13 protein-coding genes are annotated in these 16,207 nt (G+C 68.2%); 6 read left to right on the forward strand and 7 right to left on the reverse strand.

Annotation, left to right across the window (positions count from 1 at the left end; genetic code table 11):
• Positions 1 to 127 precede the first annotated feature (127 nt).
• Complete coding sequence (locus tag ACTWQD_RS08360; protein WP_443195688.1) at positions 128 to 619, forward strand: hypothetical protein; 492 nt, start codon at positions 128 to 130, stop codon at positions 617 to 619.
• Between the two features lie 9 nt (positions 620 to 628).
• Here ACTWQD_RS08360 and ACTWQD_RS08365 read toward each other — a convergent pair whose 3' ends face one another.
• Complete coding sequence (locus tag ACTWQD_RS08365; RefSeq protein WP_443195689.1) at positions 629 to 1,399, reverse strand: GNAT family N-acetyltransferase; 771 nt, start codon at positions 1,397 to 1,399, stop codon at positions 629 to 631.
• 126 nt (positions 1,400 to 1,525) lie between these two features.
• Positions 1,526 to 3,307 carry an aspartate--tRNA ligase gene (gene aspS / locus ACTWQD_RS08370; protein ID WP_443195690.1) on the reverse strand — a complete coding sequence of 594 codons (1,782 nt, stop codon included), beginning with the start codon at positions 3,305 to 3,307 and terminating at the stop codon, positions 1,526 to 1,528.
• 107 nt (positions 3,308 to 3,414) lie between these two features.
• Between aspS and ACTWQD_RS08375 the strand changes: the two genes are divergently transcribed.
• A complete protein-coding gene (locus ACTWQD_RS08375; RefSeq protein ID WP_443195691.1) occupies positions 3,415 to 4,716 on the forward strand; it encodes an APC family permease in 1,302 nt (433 codons plus the stop codon).
• A 25-nt stretch (positions 4,717 to 4,741) separates the two neighbouring features.
• On the opposite strand, the gene hisS is transcribed toward ACTWQD_RS08375, so the two are convergent.
• Complete coding sequence (gene hisS / locus ACTWQD_RS08380; RefSeq protein WP_443195692.1) at positions 4,742 to 6,091, reverse strand: histidine--tRNA ligase; 1,350 nt, start codon at positions 6,089 to 6,091, stop codon at positions 4,742 to 4,744.
• A gap of 258 nt (positions 6,092 to 6,349) precedes the next feature.
• On the opposite strand from hisS, the gene ACTWQD_RS08385 reads away from it, so the two are divergent.
• From ACTWQD_RS08385 to ACTWQD_RS08395, 3 genes are all read left to right on the forward strand, one after another.
• Positions 6,350 to 7,150, forward strand: coding sequence for a peptidylprolyl isomerase (locus ACTWQD_RS08385; RefSeq protein WP_443195693.1), 801 nt, complete (start codon positions 6,350 to 6,352; stop codon positions 7,148 to 7,150).
• Between the two features lie 61 nt (positions 7,151 to 7,211).
• Complete coding sequence (locus tag ACTWQD_RS08390; RefSeq protein WP_443195694.1) at positions 7,212 to 8,825, forward strand: DUF349 domain-containing protein; 1,614 nt, start codon at positions 7,212 to 7,214, stop codon at positions 8,823 to 8,825.
• Between the two features lie 93 nt (positions 8,826 to 8,918).
• On the forward strand, positions 8,919 to 9,527 hold the full coding sequence (locus ACTWQD_RS08395) for a hypothetical protein (RefSeq protein WP_443195695.1): 609 nt from the start codon (positions 8,919 to 8,921) through the stop codon (positions 9,525 to 9,527).
• 40 nt (positions 9,528 to 9,567) lie between these two features.
• Here ACTWQD_RS08395 and ACTWQD_RS08400 read toward each other — a convergent pair whose 3' ends face one another.
• On the reverse strand, positions 9,568 to 9,882 hold the full coding sequence (locus ACTWQD_RS08400) for a helix-turn-helix domain-containing protein (protein ID WP_443195696.1): 315 nt from the start codon (positions 9,880 to 9,882) through the stop codon (positions 9,568 to 9,570).
• A gap of 66 nt (positions 9,883 to 9,948) precedes the next feature.
• Between ACTWQD_RS08400 and map the strand changes: the two genes are divergently transcribed.
• Positions 9,949 to 10,731 (forward strand): type I methionyl aminopeptidase, encoded by a 783-nt coding sequence (gene map, locus ACTWQD_RS08405; protein ID WP_443195697.1) that lies wholly within the window; start codon positions 9,949 to 9,951, stop codon positions 10,729 to 10,731.
• 31 nt (positions 10,732 to 10,762) lie between these two features.
• Here map and ACTWQD_RS08410 read toward each other — a convergent pair whose 3' ends face one another.
• The 3 genes from ACTWQD_RS08410 to secD form a co-directional block, all read right to left on the reverse strand.
• On the reverse strand, positions 10,763 to 13,156 hold the full coding sequence (locus ACTWQD_RS08410) for a RelA/SpoT family protein (RefSeq protein ID WP_443195698.1): 2,394 nt from the start codon (positions 13,154 to 13,156) through the stop codon (positions 10,763 to 10,765).
• 185 nt (positions 13,157 to 13,341) lie between these two features.
• Positions 13,342 to 14,361, reverse strand: a complete 1,020-nt coding sequence (gene secF / locus ACTWQD_RS08415; RefSeq protein ID WP_443195699.1) for a protein translocase subunit SecF — start codon at positions 14,359 to 14,361, stop codon at positions 13,342 to 13,344.
• Entirely contained in the window at positions 14,362 to 16,128 is a 1,767-nt protein-coding gene (gene secD, locus ACTWQD_RS08420) for a protein translocase subunit SecD (RefSeq protein ID WP_443195700.1), read from the reverse strand.
• Between the last annotated feature and the right edge of the window lie 79 nt (positions 16,129 to 16,207).

Genomic DNA, 16,207 nt, shown 5'->3' on the forward strand with positions numbered 1-16,207 from the left:
TAAACGGGTTCCGCCGCCGCACCGGCCGCCGTCGGAACGAGGCGCACGCGAGGCCCGATCGTCCAGCGAATTGGCAGCGTCCGGCCGCACTCAGGGATCCCTCAGCGGCGGCCGCTAGGGTGGGCCCATGCCAAAAACCGCCGGACAAAAGCTTGGATCGTTGCTGCTGCCGCTGTACTTGCTGGCGGTCCTTGCCGGCATGGCAACCGGCGCGGCTGTTGGCGCTGTCCTGAGCGCAATCTCGGCCGTCCAGCGGGCCATGGACCCCGACCTCGCCGCGACGTGGGGGCCTGGCGGAGTGGGGCTCATCCCCATCCTGGTCGGTGTGCCGGTCGGCGCCGGGATGGCTTTGGCCCCGGCCACCGGAGCCGTCGCGGGCTTGTTCGTGCAGGCCTGGAATTCGCCGTTCCCGTCGGTCAGGAGCCAGGCCCGGGCCGCCGCGTGGGGTGCCGGGCTGGCGTCGGTCCTGCTGACGTGCGGCGCGTTGTTCATGGACGGCGCCAACGTCCCCGCGATCATCGCCGCCGGCGCAGCATATGCGCTGGTGTCCTTCTATCTGGCGTCGGCCATCACATCGAGGCTTCTCCGGTACCGGGAGTCCCGGGACGCAACCGGCTGAGACACCCGGTCAGCAGCCTGTGAGGTGCCTCTTGGGCCGTTCCTGCCGGTAGAGGTAGCGGCCAGCCGGCCGGAACCCCGCGTGGGAGTAGAGGTCCCGGGCTCCGGTGTTGGCGGCCATCACCAGCAGCCAGAAGGCCGTGACTCCGCGGTCGTTACCTTCGCGCAGCAGCGCCTGCAGGATGCGGGAGGCATGGCCGCGCCGCCGGGCGTCCGGGCGCGTCGCCATGCAGTACAGCCCGCCCGCAGGGCCACCGGCTTCCGGCGGCAGGGACAGGCGTCCGACGGCGGCCGGCTCGCCGCCGTCGTCGCGCACGAGGGCATACAGCGAGGGGCACGCTTCCAGGATTCCGCGGGCGACGCCAAGGTCTATGTCGTCGCCTCGGCCGTCCACACTCCACCACAGCCGCAGCCACTCCGGAGTGGGCACGTCGGATATTTCGACGCCGCTGGCGGCACGGACATCCCTCCCGCCGTCCCGGACCAGGATCAGGGTCTCGGACTGCCGGGTGAATCCCTCCTCGTCCAGTACGGCGTTGAGCGGCGCGGAGCGCGGGTCGTCGAAGACCTGGAAGATCAGCGGGAGCCGGCGTTTCCGGTACCACAGGCGCGCTTCCCGAAGCGCCGCGGAAAGTTGGTGCGGATCTGCTCCGGGTTCGCGCGGCCAGACGGAGTTGGCCCGCTGGGTCACCCCGGAGGCCGCGCGGAGCACCCAGCCGGAGTGCTCCTCCCGGTCGGCGGCGGCCCACGCCGCGTCCATCAGTTCCTCAATGTTGGGCATGGGCCCCGGTGCCATGTGACCCCTTCCGTCCCCCACACTGTCCGGCCTGTGCCGGACAGCAGATGCCGTGACAGCAAAGGCTCCCCGGTTGCCCGGAGAGCCTTTGCCGATCATCTTCTCGAACTACTACTTGGTGCCGTCAGCCTTCTTGGCTTCGGGCTTGAAGTCAACGCCGGCTTCCTTGCGCTGCTGCGCCGTGATGGGAGCCGGGGCCTGGGTCAGCGGGTCGAAGCCGCCGCCGGACTTCGGGAACGCGATGACGTCGCGGATCGACTCGACGCCGGCCAGCAGCGCCACCACGCGGTCCCAGCCGAAGGCGATGCCGCCGTGCGGAGGGGCGCCGAACTTGAAGCCCTCCAGCAGGAAGCCGAACTTGGTCTGGGCGTCTTCCTTGTCCAGGCCCATCAGTTCGAAGACCCGTTCTTGCACGTCGCGCTCGTGGATACGGATGGAGCCGCCGCCGATCTCGTTGCCGTTGCAGACAATGTCGTAGGCGTAGGACAGGGCCGATTCCGGGTCCTGGTCGAAGGTGTCCATGAACTCGGGCTTGGGCGAGGTGAAGGCGTGGTGCACGGCGGTCCACTTGCCGGCACCGACGGCGACGTCGCCGGAGGCCACCGCGGCTGCGGCGGGTTCGAACATGGGGGCGTCCACCACCCAGCAGAAGGCCCAGTCCGAGGGGTTGATGAGGCCGGTGCGGTGGCCGATCTCCACGCGGGCAGCGCCGAGCAGGGCCCGGGACGGGGTCTTTTCCCCGGCCGCGAAGAAGATGCAGTCGCCGGGCTTGGCGCCGACGGCGTCGGCCAGGCCTGCACGCTCGGTGTCGGTAAGGTTTTTGGCCACGGGGCCGGCGAGTTCGCCGTCTTCCTTGTACAGGACGTAGGCCAGGCCCTTGGCGCCGCGCTGCTTGGCCCATTCCTGCCAGGCGTCGAGGGCGCGGCGTGCCTGCGAGGCACCGCCCGGCATCACGACGGCACCCACGTACGGGGCCTTGAAGACGCCAAAGTTGGTGTCCTTGAAGAATTCGGTGAGTTCGGTGAGCTCCTGGCCGAAGCGCAGGTCCGGCTTATCCGAGCCGTAGCGCGCCATGGCGTCGTGGTAGGTGATGCGCTGGATCGGCGTCGGGATTTCGACGTCGATCAGCTTCCAGAGTGCCTTCACGATGTTCTCGCCAAGGCGGATGACGTCGTCCTGCTCCACGAAGCTGGCTTCGATGTCGAGCTGGGTGAACTCCGGCTGGCGGTCCGCGCGGAAGTCCTCATCGCGGTAGCAGCGGGCGATCTGGTAGTACTTTTCGAACCCGCCCACCTGCAGGAGCTGTTTGAACAGCTGCGGGGACTGCGGCAGCGCGTACCACGAACCCGGCGCGAGGCGCGCGGGGACCACGAAGTCGCGGGCGCCTTCCGGCGTCGAACGCGTCAGCGTCGGGGTCTCAATTTCGACGTAGCCGTCCTGGTGGAGGAGCTCGCGGGCCACGCGGTTGGCCTCGGAGCGCAGGCGCAGGTTGCGGGCGGGGCCGGGCCGGCGCAGGTCCAGGTAGCGGTGCTTGAGGCGGGCTTCCTCGCCGACTTCCACGTGCTCGTCGATCTGGAACGGGAGCGGATCAGAGGTGTTGAGGATGGTGACCTTCTCGGCCATGACCTCGATCTGGCCGGTGGGGAGCGCCGGGTTCTCGTTGCCCTCGGGACGCTGGGAGACGGTGCCGGTCACCTGCAGGACGTATTCGTTGCGCAGCCCGTGGAAGACCTCTTCTTCCCGGACCACAACCTGGGCGACGCCGGACGCGTCGCGCAGGTCGACGAAGGCGACACCACCGTGGTCACGACGCCGGCCTACCCAGCCGGTGAGGGTTACGGTTTGTCCAATGTGCTCGGAGCGGAGGGATCCGAGGTCATGTGTGCGCAGCACAGCACGCCTTTCTGAAGAAGACAGAGGGAAATCAAAACTCAAGTTCAATAGGATCGCTACAGGAGCGATCCCGTTCGAGTTTACCCGTTGGAAAGGCACCCCCTGCCATGGCAAGCCGGCATCAGAGCCACCCGTCACCCGAGCAGCCCCCACCCCGGCAGCTGGAGCGCCGGCTGGGGGTAGTGGATTCGACCGCCATCGGGCTCGGGTCCATGCTGGGCGCCGGCGTCTTTGTGGTGTTCGCCCCGGCCGCGGCCCTGGCAGGTCCCCTGCTGGCTGTTGCGGCGGCCGTGGCGGGCGTGATCGCGTACTGCAATGCGGTCGCCTCCGCCCAGCTGGCCGCCATCTATCCGTCCAGCGGCGGCACCTACGTCTACGGGCGGAACCGGCTGGGAGAGTGGCCCGGCTTTATCGCGGGCTGGGGTTTCGTGACGGGCAAGACCGCTTCCTGCGCGGCGATGGCCCTGACATTTGGCCACTATGTGGCCCCGCAATTCGCGACGCCGCTGGCGCTGGCCGCCGTCGTGGTCCTGACCGGAGTCAACCTGCTCGGCATCACCCGGACAGCCCTGCTGACCCGGATCCTGCTGGGCGTGGTCCTTGCCACCCTGGCCTTCGTGGCCGCCGCCGCCATCCTGGGTCCGCATCCTGCGCCCGGTGGGACTGCCGGAGCGGCCCCGGCGGGAGGCTGGGCCGTCCTGCCCGCAGCCGGCCTGATGTTCTTTGCCTTCGCGGGGTACGCCCGGATTGCGACCCTCGGCGAGGAGGTCAAGGATCCCACCCGCACCATCCCGCGGGCCATCCTCGCGGCGCTGGGCGCGGCCTTCGTGATTTATCTCGGACTGGCCTTGCTGCTGCAGTGGCACCTGCCCGCGGAGCAGCTTGCCACGTCAACGGCGCCGCTGCTCGACGCCGTCACCAGCTCGCAGCTCAGCGCCGGCGCCCCGTTCGTCCAGGCGGGCGCGGCCGCAGCGTGCCTCGGCGCGCTGCTGGCCCTGATCACGGGTGTGGGCCGGACCGCCATGGCCATGGCCCGGGAACGCGACCTGCCGTCCCCGCTGGCCCGGGTGGGCGGCGCGCACACCGTCCCGTACCTCGCCGAACTGGCCGTGGCGGCCGCCGTGATCGTCCTGCTGCTGACCACGAACGTGCTCACCGTGGTGGGCTTCTCCAGCTTCGGCGTGCTGATCTACTACTCGGTGACCAACGCGGCCGCCTTCACCCTGCCGGCGCGCCCGTGGCATGCGCCGCGCTGGCTCAACGCCCTGGGCTTCCTTGGCTGCCTGGTCCTGGCCGTCACCCTGCCGCCCGCCTCGGTGCTGGGCATGGCGGCTGTCCTCGCCGTGGGCCTGGCCGGGCGCTTCCTCGTGTTGCGGCGCCGGGGGCGGGTCCGGAAAGCCGCAGCGTAGGCCGCGGCCCGGCCTACGCCTCCGTCTAGGCCTTCAGGACCCGGACGTTCAGGTCCTCCGCGGCCGGCGCCCAGGTGGCCGGGTCGGCGTCGACCTGTTCGCCGGAGCGGATGTCCTTGACCTGGTGCTTGCCGTCGTCGTCCGTGAACCAGACGAAGGGGATGCCGCGGCGGTCCGCGAATTTGATCTGCTTGCCGAACTTCTCGGCCTTGGCGGCCACCTCGGTGGCGATGCCGCGGCTGCGCAGGGCGGCGGCGACGTCCTGCGCCGCACCCCAGCTGTCATCGCTGTTCAGCGCCACCAGCACCGCGGTGGGCACGGAACGAGTGGCCTTGGCGAGGTCCTGGCTGAGGATCCGGGAGACCAGCCGGGTGACGCCGATGGAGAGGCCGACGCCGGGGAACTTGCGGTTGCCCTTGCTGGCGAGGGCGTCGTAGCGTCCGCCGGAGCAGATCGAGCCAAGCTGCTCGTGGCCCACCAGGACGGTTTCCACCACGGTGCCGGTGTAGTAGTCCAGGCCGCGGGCGATGCTGAGGTCGGCCACCACCTTGCCGGGGGCGCGCTGGACGGCTGCCGCGATGACCTGCTCCAGTTCCGCCAGGCCTTCCTCGAGCAGCTCGTTGCTGACGCCGAGGGCGCGGACCTGTTCCACGAACGCGGTGTCCTCGGTGCGGATCGAGGCGAGTTTGAGCGCTGCCTGCGCCTGCTGGTCCGAGGCCCCGAGCTCTGACTTCAGGAGTTCGGCCACCTTGGCCGGTCCGATCTTCTCCAGCTTGTCGATGCTGCGCAGGACCCCCGCGGTGTCCGTGAGGCCGATGCCGTTGTAGAAGCCTTCGGCCAGCTTGCGGTTGTTAATCCGGAGCAGGAAGTCAGGGATCGGGAGGGCGCTCAGCGCCTCCGCGATGACCAGCGCGATCTCGACGTCGTAGCGGAACGGCAGGTCGCCGTCGCCCACGATGTCGATGTCCGCCTGGGTGAACTCGCGGGCACGGCCTTCCTGCGGACGCTCGCCGCGCCACACCTTCTGGATCTGGTAGCGGCGGAACGGGAAAGCAAGGTAGCCGGCGTTCTCGACGACGTACCGGGCGAAGGGCACGGTGAGGTCGAAGTGAAGCGCCAGGGCGTGGGGATCGGCCTTGTGCGAGGCGGCGGCGTCAGCACCGTCGTCGTCCTGCAGCCGGCTCAGGCCGTAGACCTCTTTGTCGATCTCACCCTTGCGCAGCAGCTGCCCCACCGTCTCCACCGCGCGGGTTTCGATCGAGGAGAAACCGTGGAGTTCGAAGACCCGGCGCAGCGTGTCCAGCACATGCAGCTCCACCAGCCGTTCCTCGGGAAGCCACTCGGGGAATCCGGACAGGGAGGCGGTGCGTGCCATGGTGGATTTTCTCCTCAGGTAAAACCGGGCGGCGCCTCCTGCGCCGCGTTGCGGCCAAAACGGGGCGTCCGAAACGGGGATCAGATAGGCAGCAGAGCGGCCGGTCATGCATAAACTGTGTGCGGCAGTCAGTTTATGCGTTCCCCGGCCGCAACTTCTAATGCGGAAGGGTACCGCCGGATTGCCGGCAGCATGACCGCTGAAACCGCGACGGCGCCCCGGCGCGGCCCGGTTTCGGCCCTACACCCAGGAGGACTTTTGGCGGCCAGTTCACGGAGCGCCCGCGAAGCCAGGCGGCGCGTCCAGCAGATGGAGGCGAAGCGCGAGCTGCGCAAGGAACAGGACAAGCGCCGCAAGCGCGACAACGTCCTGGCCATCAGCGCAGGAACGGCCGCGGTGGTCCTTGCCCTGGTGCTCCAGCTGACGGTGTTTTCCTCCAACCCCACCGAGGATGAGTACGCCGCCGCCCAGGCCGGACTGACCACCCCGTCCCCCACGCCGTCGGCCTCCCCCACGAACGGCGAGAACATCCCCAAGCCCGAGACGGCCGCGGGGCAGACCTTCACCGGCGAACTCACGCTGAACGGCAGCCCTCTCGGCGTCCAACTGGACGGTACGTCAGCGCCCCAGGCGGCCGCCGTCTTCAAGTCCCTCGCGGACCAGAACTTCTACGCGGGGCTGAGCTGCCACCGGCTCACCACGGGCGAGACGTTCGGTGTGCTGCAGTGCGGGTCCAAGGCCGGCGACGGCAGCAGCGACCCCAGCTTCACGTGGGGCCCGCTGGAAAACACGCCGCAGGACAACAACTACCCCGCCGGCACCATTGCGGTGGCCCGCAGCGGCGGCAATGCCTACAGCAACGGCACCCAGTTCTTCATCGTGTACAAAGACACCGTCATTCCGGCCGATGCCGCCGGCGGCTACACGGTGGTGGGCAAGGTGACCTCGGGCCTGGACGTGGTGTCCACTATCGCGGCCGCCGGACTAAAACCGGGTGATAACGCCACAGACGGCGCCCCCGCGGAACCAGTCACGATAGACTCGTTCTCTCTGAAGTAACCAGCCGTTGTCCCAGAGGCCACGGCCCCGGTATTTCCCTCCAAGCGAAAGACTTCTAGCGGTGACAGACAGTCAGAAATCCGACGAAACAGTGTCAGCAGCAGCTGCCGGCGAAACCGAAGCCCCGGCTTCGGTGACAGCCGAGGCAACCGACACCCCCACAGACACGGCGCCGGAAGCGGCGACCGGGCAGGCCGCGGAGGCCGAGAAAGCTGCACCGGCGGCTGCAGAGGAAGCTGCACCGGCGGCTGCCGAGGCTCCTGCCGAGGACGCTGCACCGGCGGCTGCCGAGGACGCTGCTGCGCCAGCTCCCGCCGCACCCCGCCCCGCACCGTCCCCGGCAGCATTTGCTGCCCGGCCGAAGTCCAAGCCCTCACCGGCAGCCCCGGCTGCCGTGCCCGCGGCCGTTTCCTCCGCCGCTTCGCTGGCCGAGGCCGCACGCTGGGGCCGCGTCGAAGGCGACGGCCATGTGTTCCTGACCGTCGACGGCGAAGAGCACCCCGTGGGCCAGTATCCCGGCGTCAGCGACGACGAAGCCCTGGGCTACTTCGCCCGGAAGTACGACGACGTCGCCGCCCAGATCCTTCTGCTGGAACAGCGCGTGAGCTCCAAGGCGCCCACCACAGACATGCAGAAGACCGTCACGCACCTGCGCGAGCTGCTGGCCGAGCGGAACATGGTGGGCGATATCCGCTCCGCCGAGGCCCGCCTGGACACGCTCGCCCAGCAGATCACCGCGCTGGAAAAGGCTGAGAAGGCCGAACACGAGGCCGTGCGCGCCGCCGAACTGGCGGCCCGTGAAGCCATCGTGGCCGAGGCAGAGGAGATCGCCGGCCATGACCCGGCACAGATCCAGTGGAAGACCTCCAGCGCCCGCATGAACGAACTCTTCGAGAGCTGGAAGACCGCGCAGAAGAGCGGCGTCCGGCTTGGGCGCAGCAACGAAGACGCGCTCTGGAAGCGGTTCCGTGCAGCCCGCACGGTGTTCGACCGCCACCGCCGCGCGTACTTCTCCCAGCTGGACAGCAACAACTCGGCAGCCAAGGCTGCCAAGGAGAAGCTGATCACGGAGGCCGAGGCACTGTCCTCGTCGACCGACTGGGGGTTCGCCGCCGGCGAGTACCGCCGCCTGATGGACCAGTGGAAGGCGTCACCGCGCGCCAGCCGCAAGGACGACGACGCCCTCTGGGCGCGGTTCCGTGCGGCCCAGGATGTCTTCTTCACCAACCGGCAGGCAGCCAACGACGAGATCGACCAGGAGTACGGCGCCAACCTTGTAGTGAAGGAAGCCCTCCTGGTGGAAGCCAACGAGCTCCTCCCCATCAAGGACCTCGCTGCCGCCAAGAAGTCGCTGCAGTCCATCCGCGACCGCTGGGAAGAAGCCGGCAAGGTGCCCCGCGCCGACATGGGCCGCGTCGAAGCAGGGCTGCGGAAGGTCGAAGACGCCGTACGCCAGGCCGAGGACGAGAACTGGAAGCGGTCCAACCCGGAGACGAAGGCACGCACCAACAGCGCCCTGACGCAGCTGGAGTCCGCCATCGCGGGCCTCCGCGACGATCTGGCCAAGGCAGAGAAGGCCGGCGACCAGCGCAAGATCCAGGCCGCCAAGGAAGCACTCGAAGCCCGCGAGGCCTGGCTGGAACAGCTCGAGAAGTCGGCGAGCGAACTCTCCTAGCCCAGGCACCACACACAGCAGGCCCCGCACCGGTTATCCACATGACCGGGGCGGGGCCTGTTCGCTTGCTCTGGGTCGGGACAGGATGGCGGCATGGTCCCAGCTTCCGGCCCTCCCGCCCCGCCGGTTCCGTCCGGCCCCGAACTGTACTCCCCCGGGCACCTTTTCACGTGGCCGGAACTCCAGGCCATGGCCTCCGATGGTGTGCTCACACGGCTCAACGAGTGCGGATACCTGGCGCCGGGCACCCGTCCCACCCCGCACCTCCGCGCCCGGGCCGCCGCGGGCCTGATCCGTCCGGCCGTCCGGCAGCGGGTGGTCGCCGGACGGATGACGGCCGCCTGGATATTCGGCTGCGCCCCGGAGCCGGACCGCCTGGCCCTCCTGGTGGACGCAAAACGGCGCATCTCCAGCCTCAGGTCCGCCCGGGGCTGCACCCTTCATGAAGTGCGTCTGGGCGCCTACGACGTCGTAAGCCTTGGCGGACTGATGGTGACCAGCCCGCTGCGGACCTCCGTGGACATAGCGCTGCACGTGGACGCCGAGCGGGCCGTGCCCGCACTCCGGGCACTTCTGGCCCAGCCCGAACTGGGCCTGCGCCTGCGGCTGCTCCTGCTGGCCGTCGAGGCTACACCCAAGATGCCGCACAAGAAGGCGGCCCTGGCGAAACTCGACAGCCTCCGGGCCGGCCCGTCGCCGTAGCATCGCAGCGCCAGCCGCGCACGGGCCCGGGCGCCCCGCCTCAGGAGGCCAGACGCCCGCGCGGGCCGTGGCCGGTACCGGCCAGTTCAGCAGCCCGTTCAGGAGCACGTTCGGCCCCGTTGATCTCGGCCCACACCGCATCGAGCGACAAGCCGAGGACACCCGCGATCGCGGCGATGGTCGGAAAGGCCGGGGTGGCCACCCGGCCCGTTTCGATCTTCCGGAGGGTCTCCGGTGAGACACCTGCGCTCAGCGCGATCTCCAGCATCGGGCGATCTCCCCTGGCGTGGCGCAGCAGGGCACCGAGGCGTTCTCCGCGCTCGACTTCGGAGGGTGTGAGCGGCAATCTGACCATGCTTCCAATTCTATTACCGGGATAATATGGCCGGTATAGTTATTGGATACTGAAAGAAGGCGCCACATGATCGAGATTCTGAACCCCACCGAACTGGCCCGGGCAAGGGAGGCCGGCGCCCTCGTCGCTGACATTCTGCAGACCCTGAAAAACCGCAGCACGGTCGGCACCAACCTCCTGGATATCGACCGCTGGGCACAGGCGATGATTGTAGAAGCCGGGGCGCAGTCCTGCTACGTCGACTACGCCCCGTCCTTCGGACGCGGGCCCTTCGGCCACTACATCTGCACGGGCGTCAACGACGCCGTTCTCCACGGGCTGCCACGCGACTACACGCTTGCCGACGGCGACCTGCTGACACTCGACCTCGCTGTGGCCAAAGGCGGCGTCGCGGCGGACTCAGCCATCAGCTTCATCGTTGGCAGCTCACAACCTCCGGAGAGCACCGCGATGATCAGCGCCACCGAGCGCGCGTTGGCCGCAGGGATCGCCGCAGCAGGCCCCGGAGCCCGCATCGGCGACATCTCCCATGCCATCGGCTCCGTCCTCAGCGAGGCGGGCTACGCCATCAACACGGAGTTTGGCGGACATGGCATCGGATCAACGATGCACCAGGACCCGCACGTCCCCAACACCGGGCGCCCCGGCCGCGGATACAAACTCCGCCCCGGGCTGCTGCTGGCGCTGGAACCGTGGGTCATGGCGGACACCGCCGAGCTGGTCACGGACGCCGACGGGTGGACCCTCCGCAGTGCAACCGGCTGCCGGACAGCACACAGCGAGCACACCATCGCCATCACCGGCGACGGGGCCGAGATCCTCACCTTGCCCCGGCAGCCGCGTCCGTGAGCAGGGGCGCGGCCCTCGTGCCCGGTGCCGCTCAGCTGCGCCTGCGGTTGCCCGTAGTGCGGTAGACGTCAAAGACACCATCGATGCGACGGACCGCGCTCAACACGTGGCTCAGGTACTTGGGGTCGCCCATCTCAAACGCGAACTTGGAGATCGCCACCCGGTCCGTGGAGGTGTGCACGCTCGCAGCCAGGATGTTGACGTGGTTTTCCGACAGGATTCGGGTCACGTCCGAGAGCAGGGACTTCCGGTCGAGCGCCTCGACCTGGATCTCGACCAGGAAGACGCTTGACTGCGTCGGCGCCCATTCGACCTCGACGATGCGGTCCGGCTGCTCCAGCAGCCCGCTGACGTTGGTGCAGTCCGTCCGGTGCACGGACACCCCGGATCCGCGGGTGACGAAGCCCAGGATCGGGTCCGGCGGGACCGGCGTGCAGCACCGCGCCAGCTTGACCCACACGTCGTCCACACCGCGCACCACAACACCGGAATCGGAGTAACGGGCCTTGGTGACCTGCGTGGGGATGGACACCTCGGTGAGGTCGTCCTCGGGCGTATCGTTGCCGCCCAGGCTTTCCACGAGGCGTTCCATGACGGACTGGGCGGAGGTGTGCCCGTCCCCCACCCCGGCATAGAGTCCGGAGATGTCGACGTACTTGAAGTCCTCGGCCACTGCGGCCAGCGCATCGTGGGTCATGAGGCGCTGCAGCGGAAGGTTCTGCTTGCGCATGGCCTTCGTCAGCAGGTCCTTGCCGCGGTCGATCGATTCCTCGCGGCGTTCCTTGCTGAACCACTGCCTGATCTTGTTCCGGGCACGCGCGCTCTTGACGAAGTGCTGCCAGTCCTGGCTGGGCCCGGCGCCTTCCGCCTTGGAGGTGAAGATCTCCACCCAGTCGCCGTGGTTGAGTTCGCTGTTGAGCGGAACCAGCTTCCCGTTGACCCGGGCACCGATGGTCCGGTGGCCCACCTCGGTGTGGACGGCGTAGGCGAAGTCCACCGGCGTGGACCCGGCGGGCAGGGCCATGACCTCGCCCTTGGGCGTAAACACGAACACTTCCCGCGCGTTGATCTCAAAGCGCAGTGAATCGAGGAACTCGCCGGGATCGGAGGTTTCCTGCTGCCAGTCCACCAGGGACCGGAGCCAGCCCATGTCGCCGTCGCGCGGGCTGCCGGGACCGGCGGCCGTGCGGTTGGGCTGGTCCTTGTACTTCCAGTGCGCCGCGACGCCGTACTCCGCGCGGCGGTGCATCTCATGCGTGCGGATCTGGATCTCCACGGGCTTGCCGCCCGGGCCGATCACCGTGGTGTGCAGCGACTGGTACATGTTGAACTTGGGCATCGCGATGTAGTCCTTGAACCGCCCGGGGAGGGGGTTCCAGCGCGAATGCATGGCGCCGAGAGCGGCGTAACAGTCCCGGACCGAGTCCACCAGGACCCGGACGCCCATCAGGTCGTTGATGTCGTCGAAGTCCTTGTCGCGGACAATCATCTTCTGGTAAATCGAGTAGTAGTGCTTGGGCCGGCCCGTGATGGTGGCTTTGATCCTGGCTTCGCGCAGGTCTTCGGTGATCTGGTTGCGGATCACCGAGAGGTTCTTTTCGCGCTCGGGGGTCCGGTCCCCCACCATGCGGACGATCTCCTCGTAGACCTTGGGGTACAGGGCGGCGAAGGAGAGGTCTTCGAGCTCCCACTTGATGGTGTTCATGCCGAGCCGGTGCGCCAGCGGGGCAAAGATTTCCAGGGTTTCCCGGGCCTTGCGCGCCGAGGACTCGGCCGAGACGAAGCGCCAGGTCCTGGCGTTGTGCAGCCGGTCGGCAAGCTTGATCATCAGGACCCGGATGTCCTTGGCCATGGCCACAACCATTTTGCGGACAGTTTCCGACTGCGCGGCCTCACCGAAGCTGACTTTGTCCAGCTTGGTCACCCCGTCCACCAGCATGGCGACTTCCGGCCCAAACTCGGCCTTCAGGTCATCCAGGGTGTAGGAGGTGTCCTCCACGGTGTCGTGCAGGAGGGCCGCAGCGAGGGTGGTTCCGCTGAGCCCCAGTTCGGCCAGGATGGTGGCCACGGCCACCGGATGTGTGATGTAGGGATCGCCGCTCTTGCGCTTCTGGCCGCGATGGCAGCGCTCGGCTACGACGAAGGCGCGCTGGATGAGGTCGAAGTCCTCTTTGGGGTTGTTGGCCCGCACAGTCCGCAGCAATGGCTCGAGGATGGGTGAATAGGCGGGGGCACCGCGCCCGGTCAGGCGGGCGAGCCGGGAGCGGGTGCGTTCGCGCCGGCCGGGGAACGTGGGGCGTGCGCCCGAGCTGTCCACCGGCACCGGCACATCGGCGCGTCCGGGAGCCACCACACCAGTCTGCGTACCCTGGCCTGGAGCCTTATCCACCGGCGCTGCTGGCGCCGGCGTCGAACGTTCTTCCAATGGAGCACCTCTCCGAACCTGTTAATTCTTCCAGTCTATTCCCGCAGCAGGATACTTCGATAACCGGCCGTTGTACGGCAACGGGCCGGAGAGCGTCACGAATGACGTTCTCCGGCCCGTGGGTAACTGCTTGGCCGCCCGGCGGGCAGGCCCTTCAGTCAGTCCGGTGCTGCAGTCCGGTGCGGCTAGGCCGTGGCCGGTTCTGCCGGGGCGCCGGTCTTGGCGGCATGGGCGCGGCGCTGGTGCACCCGCTCGGCCTGCTTGACCAGTTCCGGTTCGCCCTGGCGCAGCCAGGCGTAGAGCGGCGCCGCGATGAAGATGGTGGCCGCCGTGCCGATCAGGATCCCGACGAACAGGGCCAGGGAGAGGTCCCGCAGCGTTCCGGCACCCAGGAGCCCGGCGCCGATGAAGAGGATGGCGCCGACCGGAAGGATGGCCACCATCATCGTGTTGATGGAGCGGACCAGGGTCTGGTTGACGGCCAGGTTGACTTCCTCGCTGAACGTCCGCCGGGTGGAGGCCTGCAGGTCCGCGGTGTTCTCACGGATCTTGTCGAAGACCACCACGGTGTCGTACAGCGAGTAACTCAGCACGGTGAGGAAGCCGATGATCGCCGACGGCGTGACCTCAAAGTCGCTGAGCGCGTAGACACCGGCCGTGATGAACATCGTCACGAGCATGCCCACGATGGCCGAGAGCGACATCTTCCACGTGCGGAAATACAGCGCCATCAGCACGGCGGCCAGCGCGACGAAGATCGCCAGGCCCAGCAGGGCCTGCTTGGTGACGTCCGCGCCCCAGGTGGGGCCGATGAACGTGGAGGTCACCTCGTTGTCCGTCACACCGTAGGCTTCGGTGAGTCCGGCCTTGATCTGGAGCGTCTCGTCCTCGGTGAGCTTGTCCGTCTGGATCCGCATCGTGTTGCCCGCGACGTTGGCCACGCGGGGCACGCTGCCGGCGACGACGTCCTCGACGGCCTTCTCGCCGAGGGCCGGGTCCGTGGTCTGCACGTTGGAGACCGTGAATTCAGAGCCGCCCCGGAATTCAATCCCGAGGTTGAAGCCGCCCTTGACGACGGGCAGCAGGATCGAAAGTGCAACCAGGACGGCCGCGATCAGGAACCAGATTTTCTTGGATCCGACGAAGTCGTACGAGCGCTTGCCCGTGTAGAGCTCGTTGCCGAAATTGGCGAAGCTGGTGGCCATTTAGTTGCCCTCCTTGGACACGCTCTTGGAAGACCCGGCAAGCTGGTCCTGCCGTTCCGCGAGGCGTCGTTCTGCAATGGTCATCCGGCGTTCGGCCTCGGCCGCGGCGCCGGTGTTCTTGGCGCGGAGCGAAGCTGCCATGGCCGGCTTGTCGGCAGGCGTGCGGAACCGTCCCGCACCCCGGTACAGGGGCACCGCGCCGAGGCTCTTCGGGTCCAGCCCGGAGAGCGGGTGGCCTTCACCGAAGAACTTGGTGCGGGCCAGCAGCTGCAGGGTCGGGTGCGTGAACATAAAGACGACGATCAGGTCGGCAATGGCCGTCAGGCCCAGCGTGAACGCGAAGCCGCGCACGTTGCCCACCGCCACGAAGTACAGCACGACGGCGGCCAGCAGGTTGACGGCCTTGGACGCCAGGACCGTCCGCTTGGCACGCTTCCAGCCGTTCTCGACGGCGGAGACGAGGCCGCGGCCCTCGCGGAGCTCATCGCGGATACGTTCGAAGTAGACAATGAACGAGTCCGCGGTCTGGCCGATGGCTACGATGATGCCCGCGACGCCGGCCAGCGAGAGCCGGTAGTTCTCGGTCCAGCCAAGGATTGCGATGGCCAGGTAGGTGAACGCGCCGGCCATCACCAGGGAGGCGACGGTGACCAGGCCCAGTGCCCGGTACTGCACCAGCGAGTAGACCACCACCAGCAGCAGGCCGATCAGGCCCGCGAGCATGCCCATGCGGAGCTGCTCGCCGCCGAGGGTTGCCGAGATCTGCTGTTCGCTCTGGATCTCGAAGCTGATCGGCAGGGCGCCGAAGCGCAGCTGGTCGGAGAGGGCCTTCGCGGATTCCTCGGTGAACCCGCCCGTGATCTGCGGGCGGCCGTCGGTGATGACTGCGAGGGAGCGCGGCGCGGAAATGACCTGGTCGTCCAGGACAATGGCGAACTGCGCCTTGGGATCGGACCCGCTCTCCCCGCCGCCCGCGATGAAGAACTGGTACAGCCGCTCGGTGACTTCCTTGAACTTGGCCGTGCCTTCGTCGTTGAACTGGATGTTCACAGCCCACTCGTTGGTCACGGCGCCCTGGGCACCGCGCTGCAGCTGGAAGGACGAACCGGCGATGTTCGATCCCTTGACCTCAACCGGGCCCAGGATGTACTTGATGGCCGGCGTGTTGGCGGATGCGGGTTCGCAGGTGACCAGCGGCTTCGCCGGGTCGGAACGCTCCCGCTGCTCCTGCGACGGGTTATCGCAGTCGAGGGCCTCGAACTCCTTGTAGATCTCGGGGGTGACCCAGTTGACGTCACTGCCGTTGGTGGGCTCGGCGGTCGGCTTGGGCAGCTGGTCCTCGGGGGTCCGCGCCTCCTCGGGCACGGCTGCGCCGGGACCGGCCTGCAGGACGGGCCGGAAGTTCATGTCGGCGGAGGCCTGGATCAGGGCGCGGGTTTCCTTGGACGGCGTCCCCGGAAGGCTGACGACCACGTTGCGGCCGGACTGCGTGCTGATTTCGGCTTCGGCGACGCCGGAGCCGTCCACGCGCTGGCGGATGATCGCCACGGCCTGGTTGAGCTGCTCTTCGGTGATGTCCGAACCGCCCTCGACCTTGGGCGCCAGGATCATCTGGGTGCCGCCTTCAAGGTCCAGGGCCAGCTTGGGAGCCCAGCTCGCCTGCCCGGCCATGGTGCCGCCGGCCAGGACGGCGGTCAGGACGGCGAGGATTACGCCGAGCCAGACCAGCACCCGGAGGGCTGTGTTTTTGGGGCCAGTTCGTGCCATTGTCGATCTTTCTAGTATTTACGGAGGAACCGCCGGTGCGGGCTGTGCGGCCCGTTCCGGCGGTTGCCCGCAACCGTTA

The sequence above is a fragment of the Pseudarthrobacter sp. 1C304 genome (assembly GCF_052245515.1).
In the GTDB taxonomy this organism is placed as follows: Bacteria; Actinomycetota; Actinomycetes; order Actinomycetales; family Micrococcaceae; genus Arthrobacter.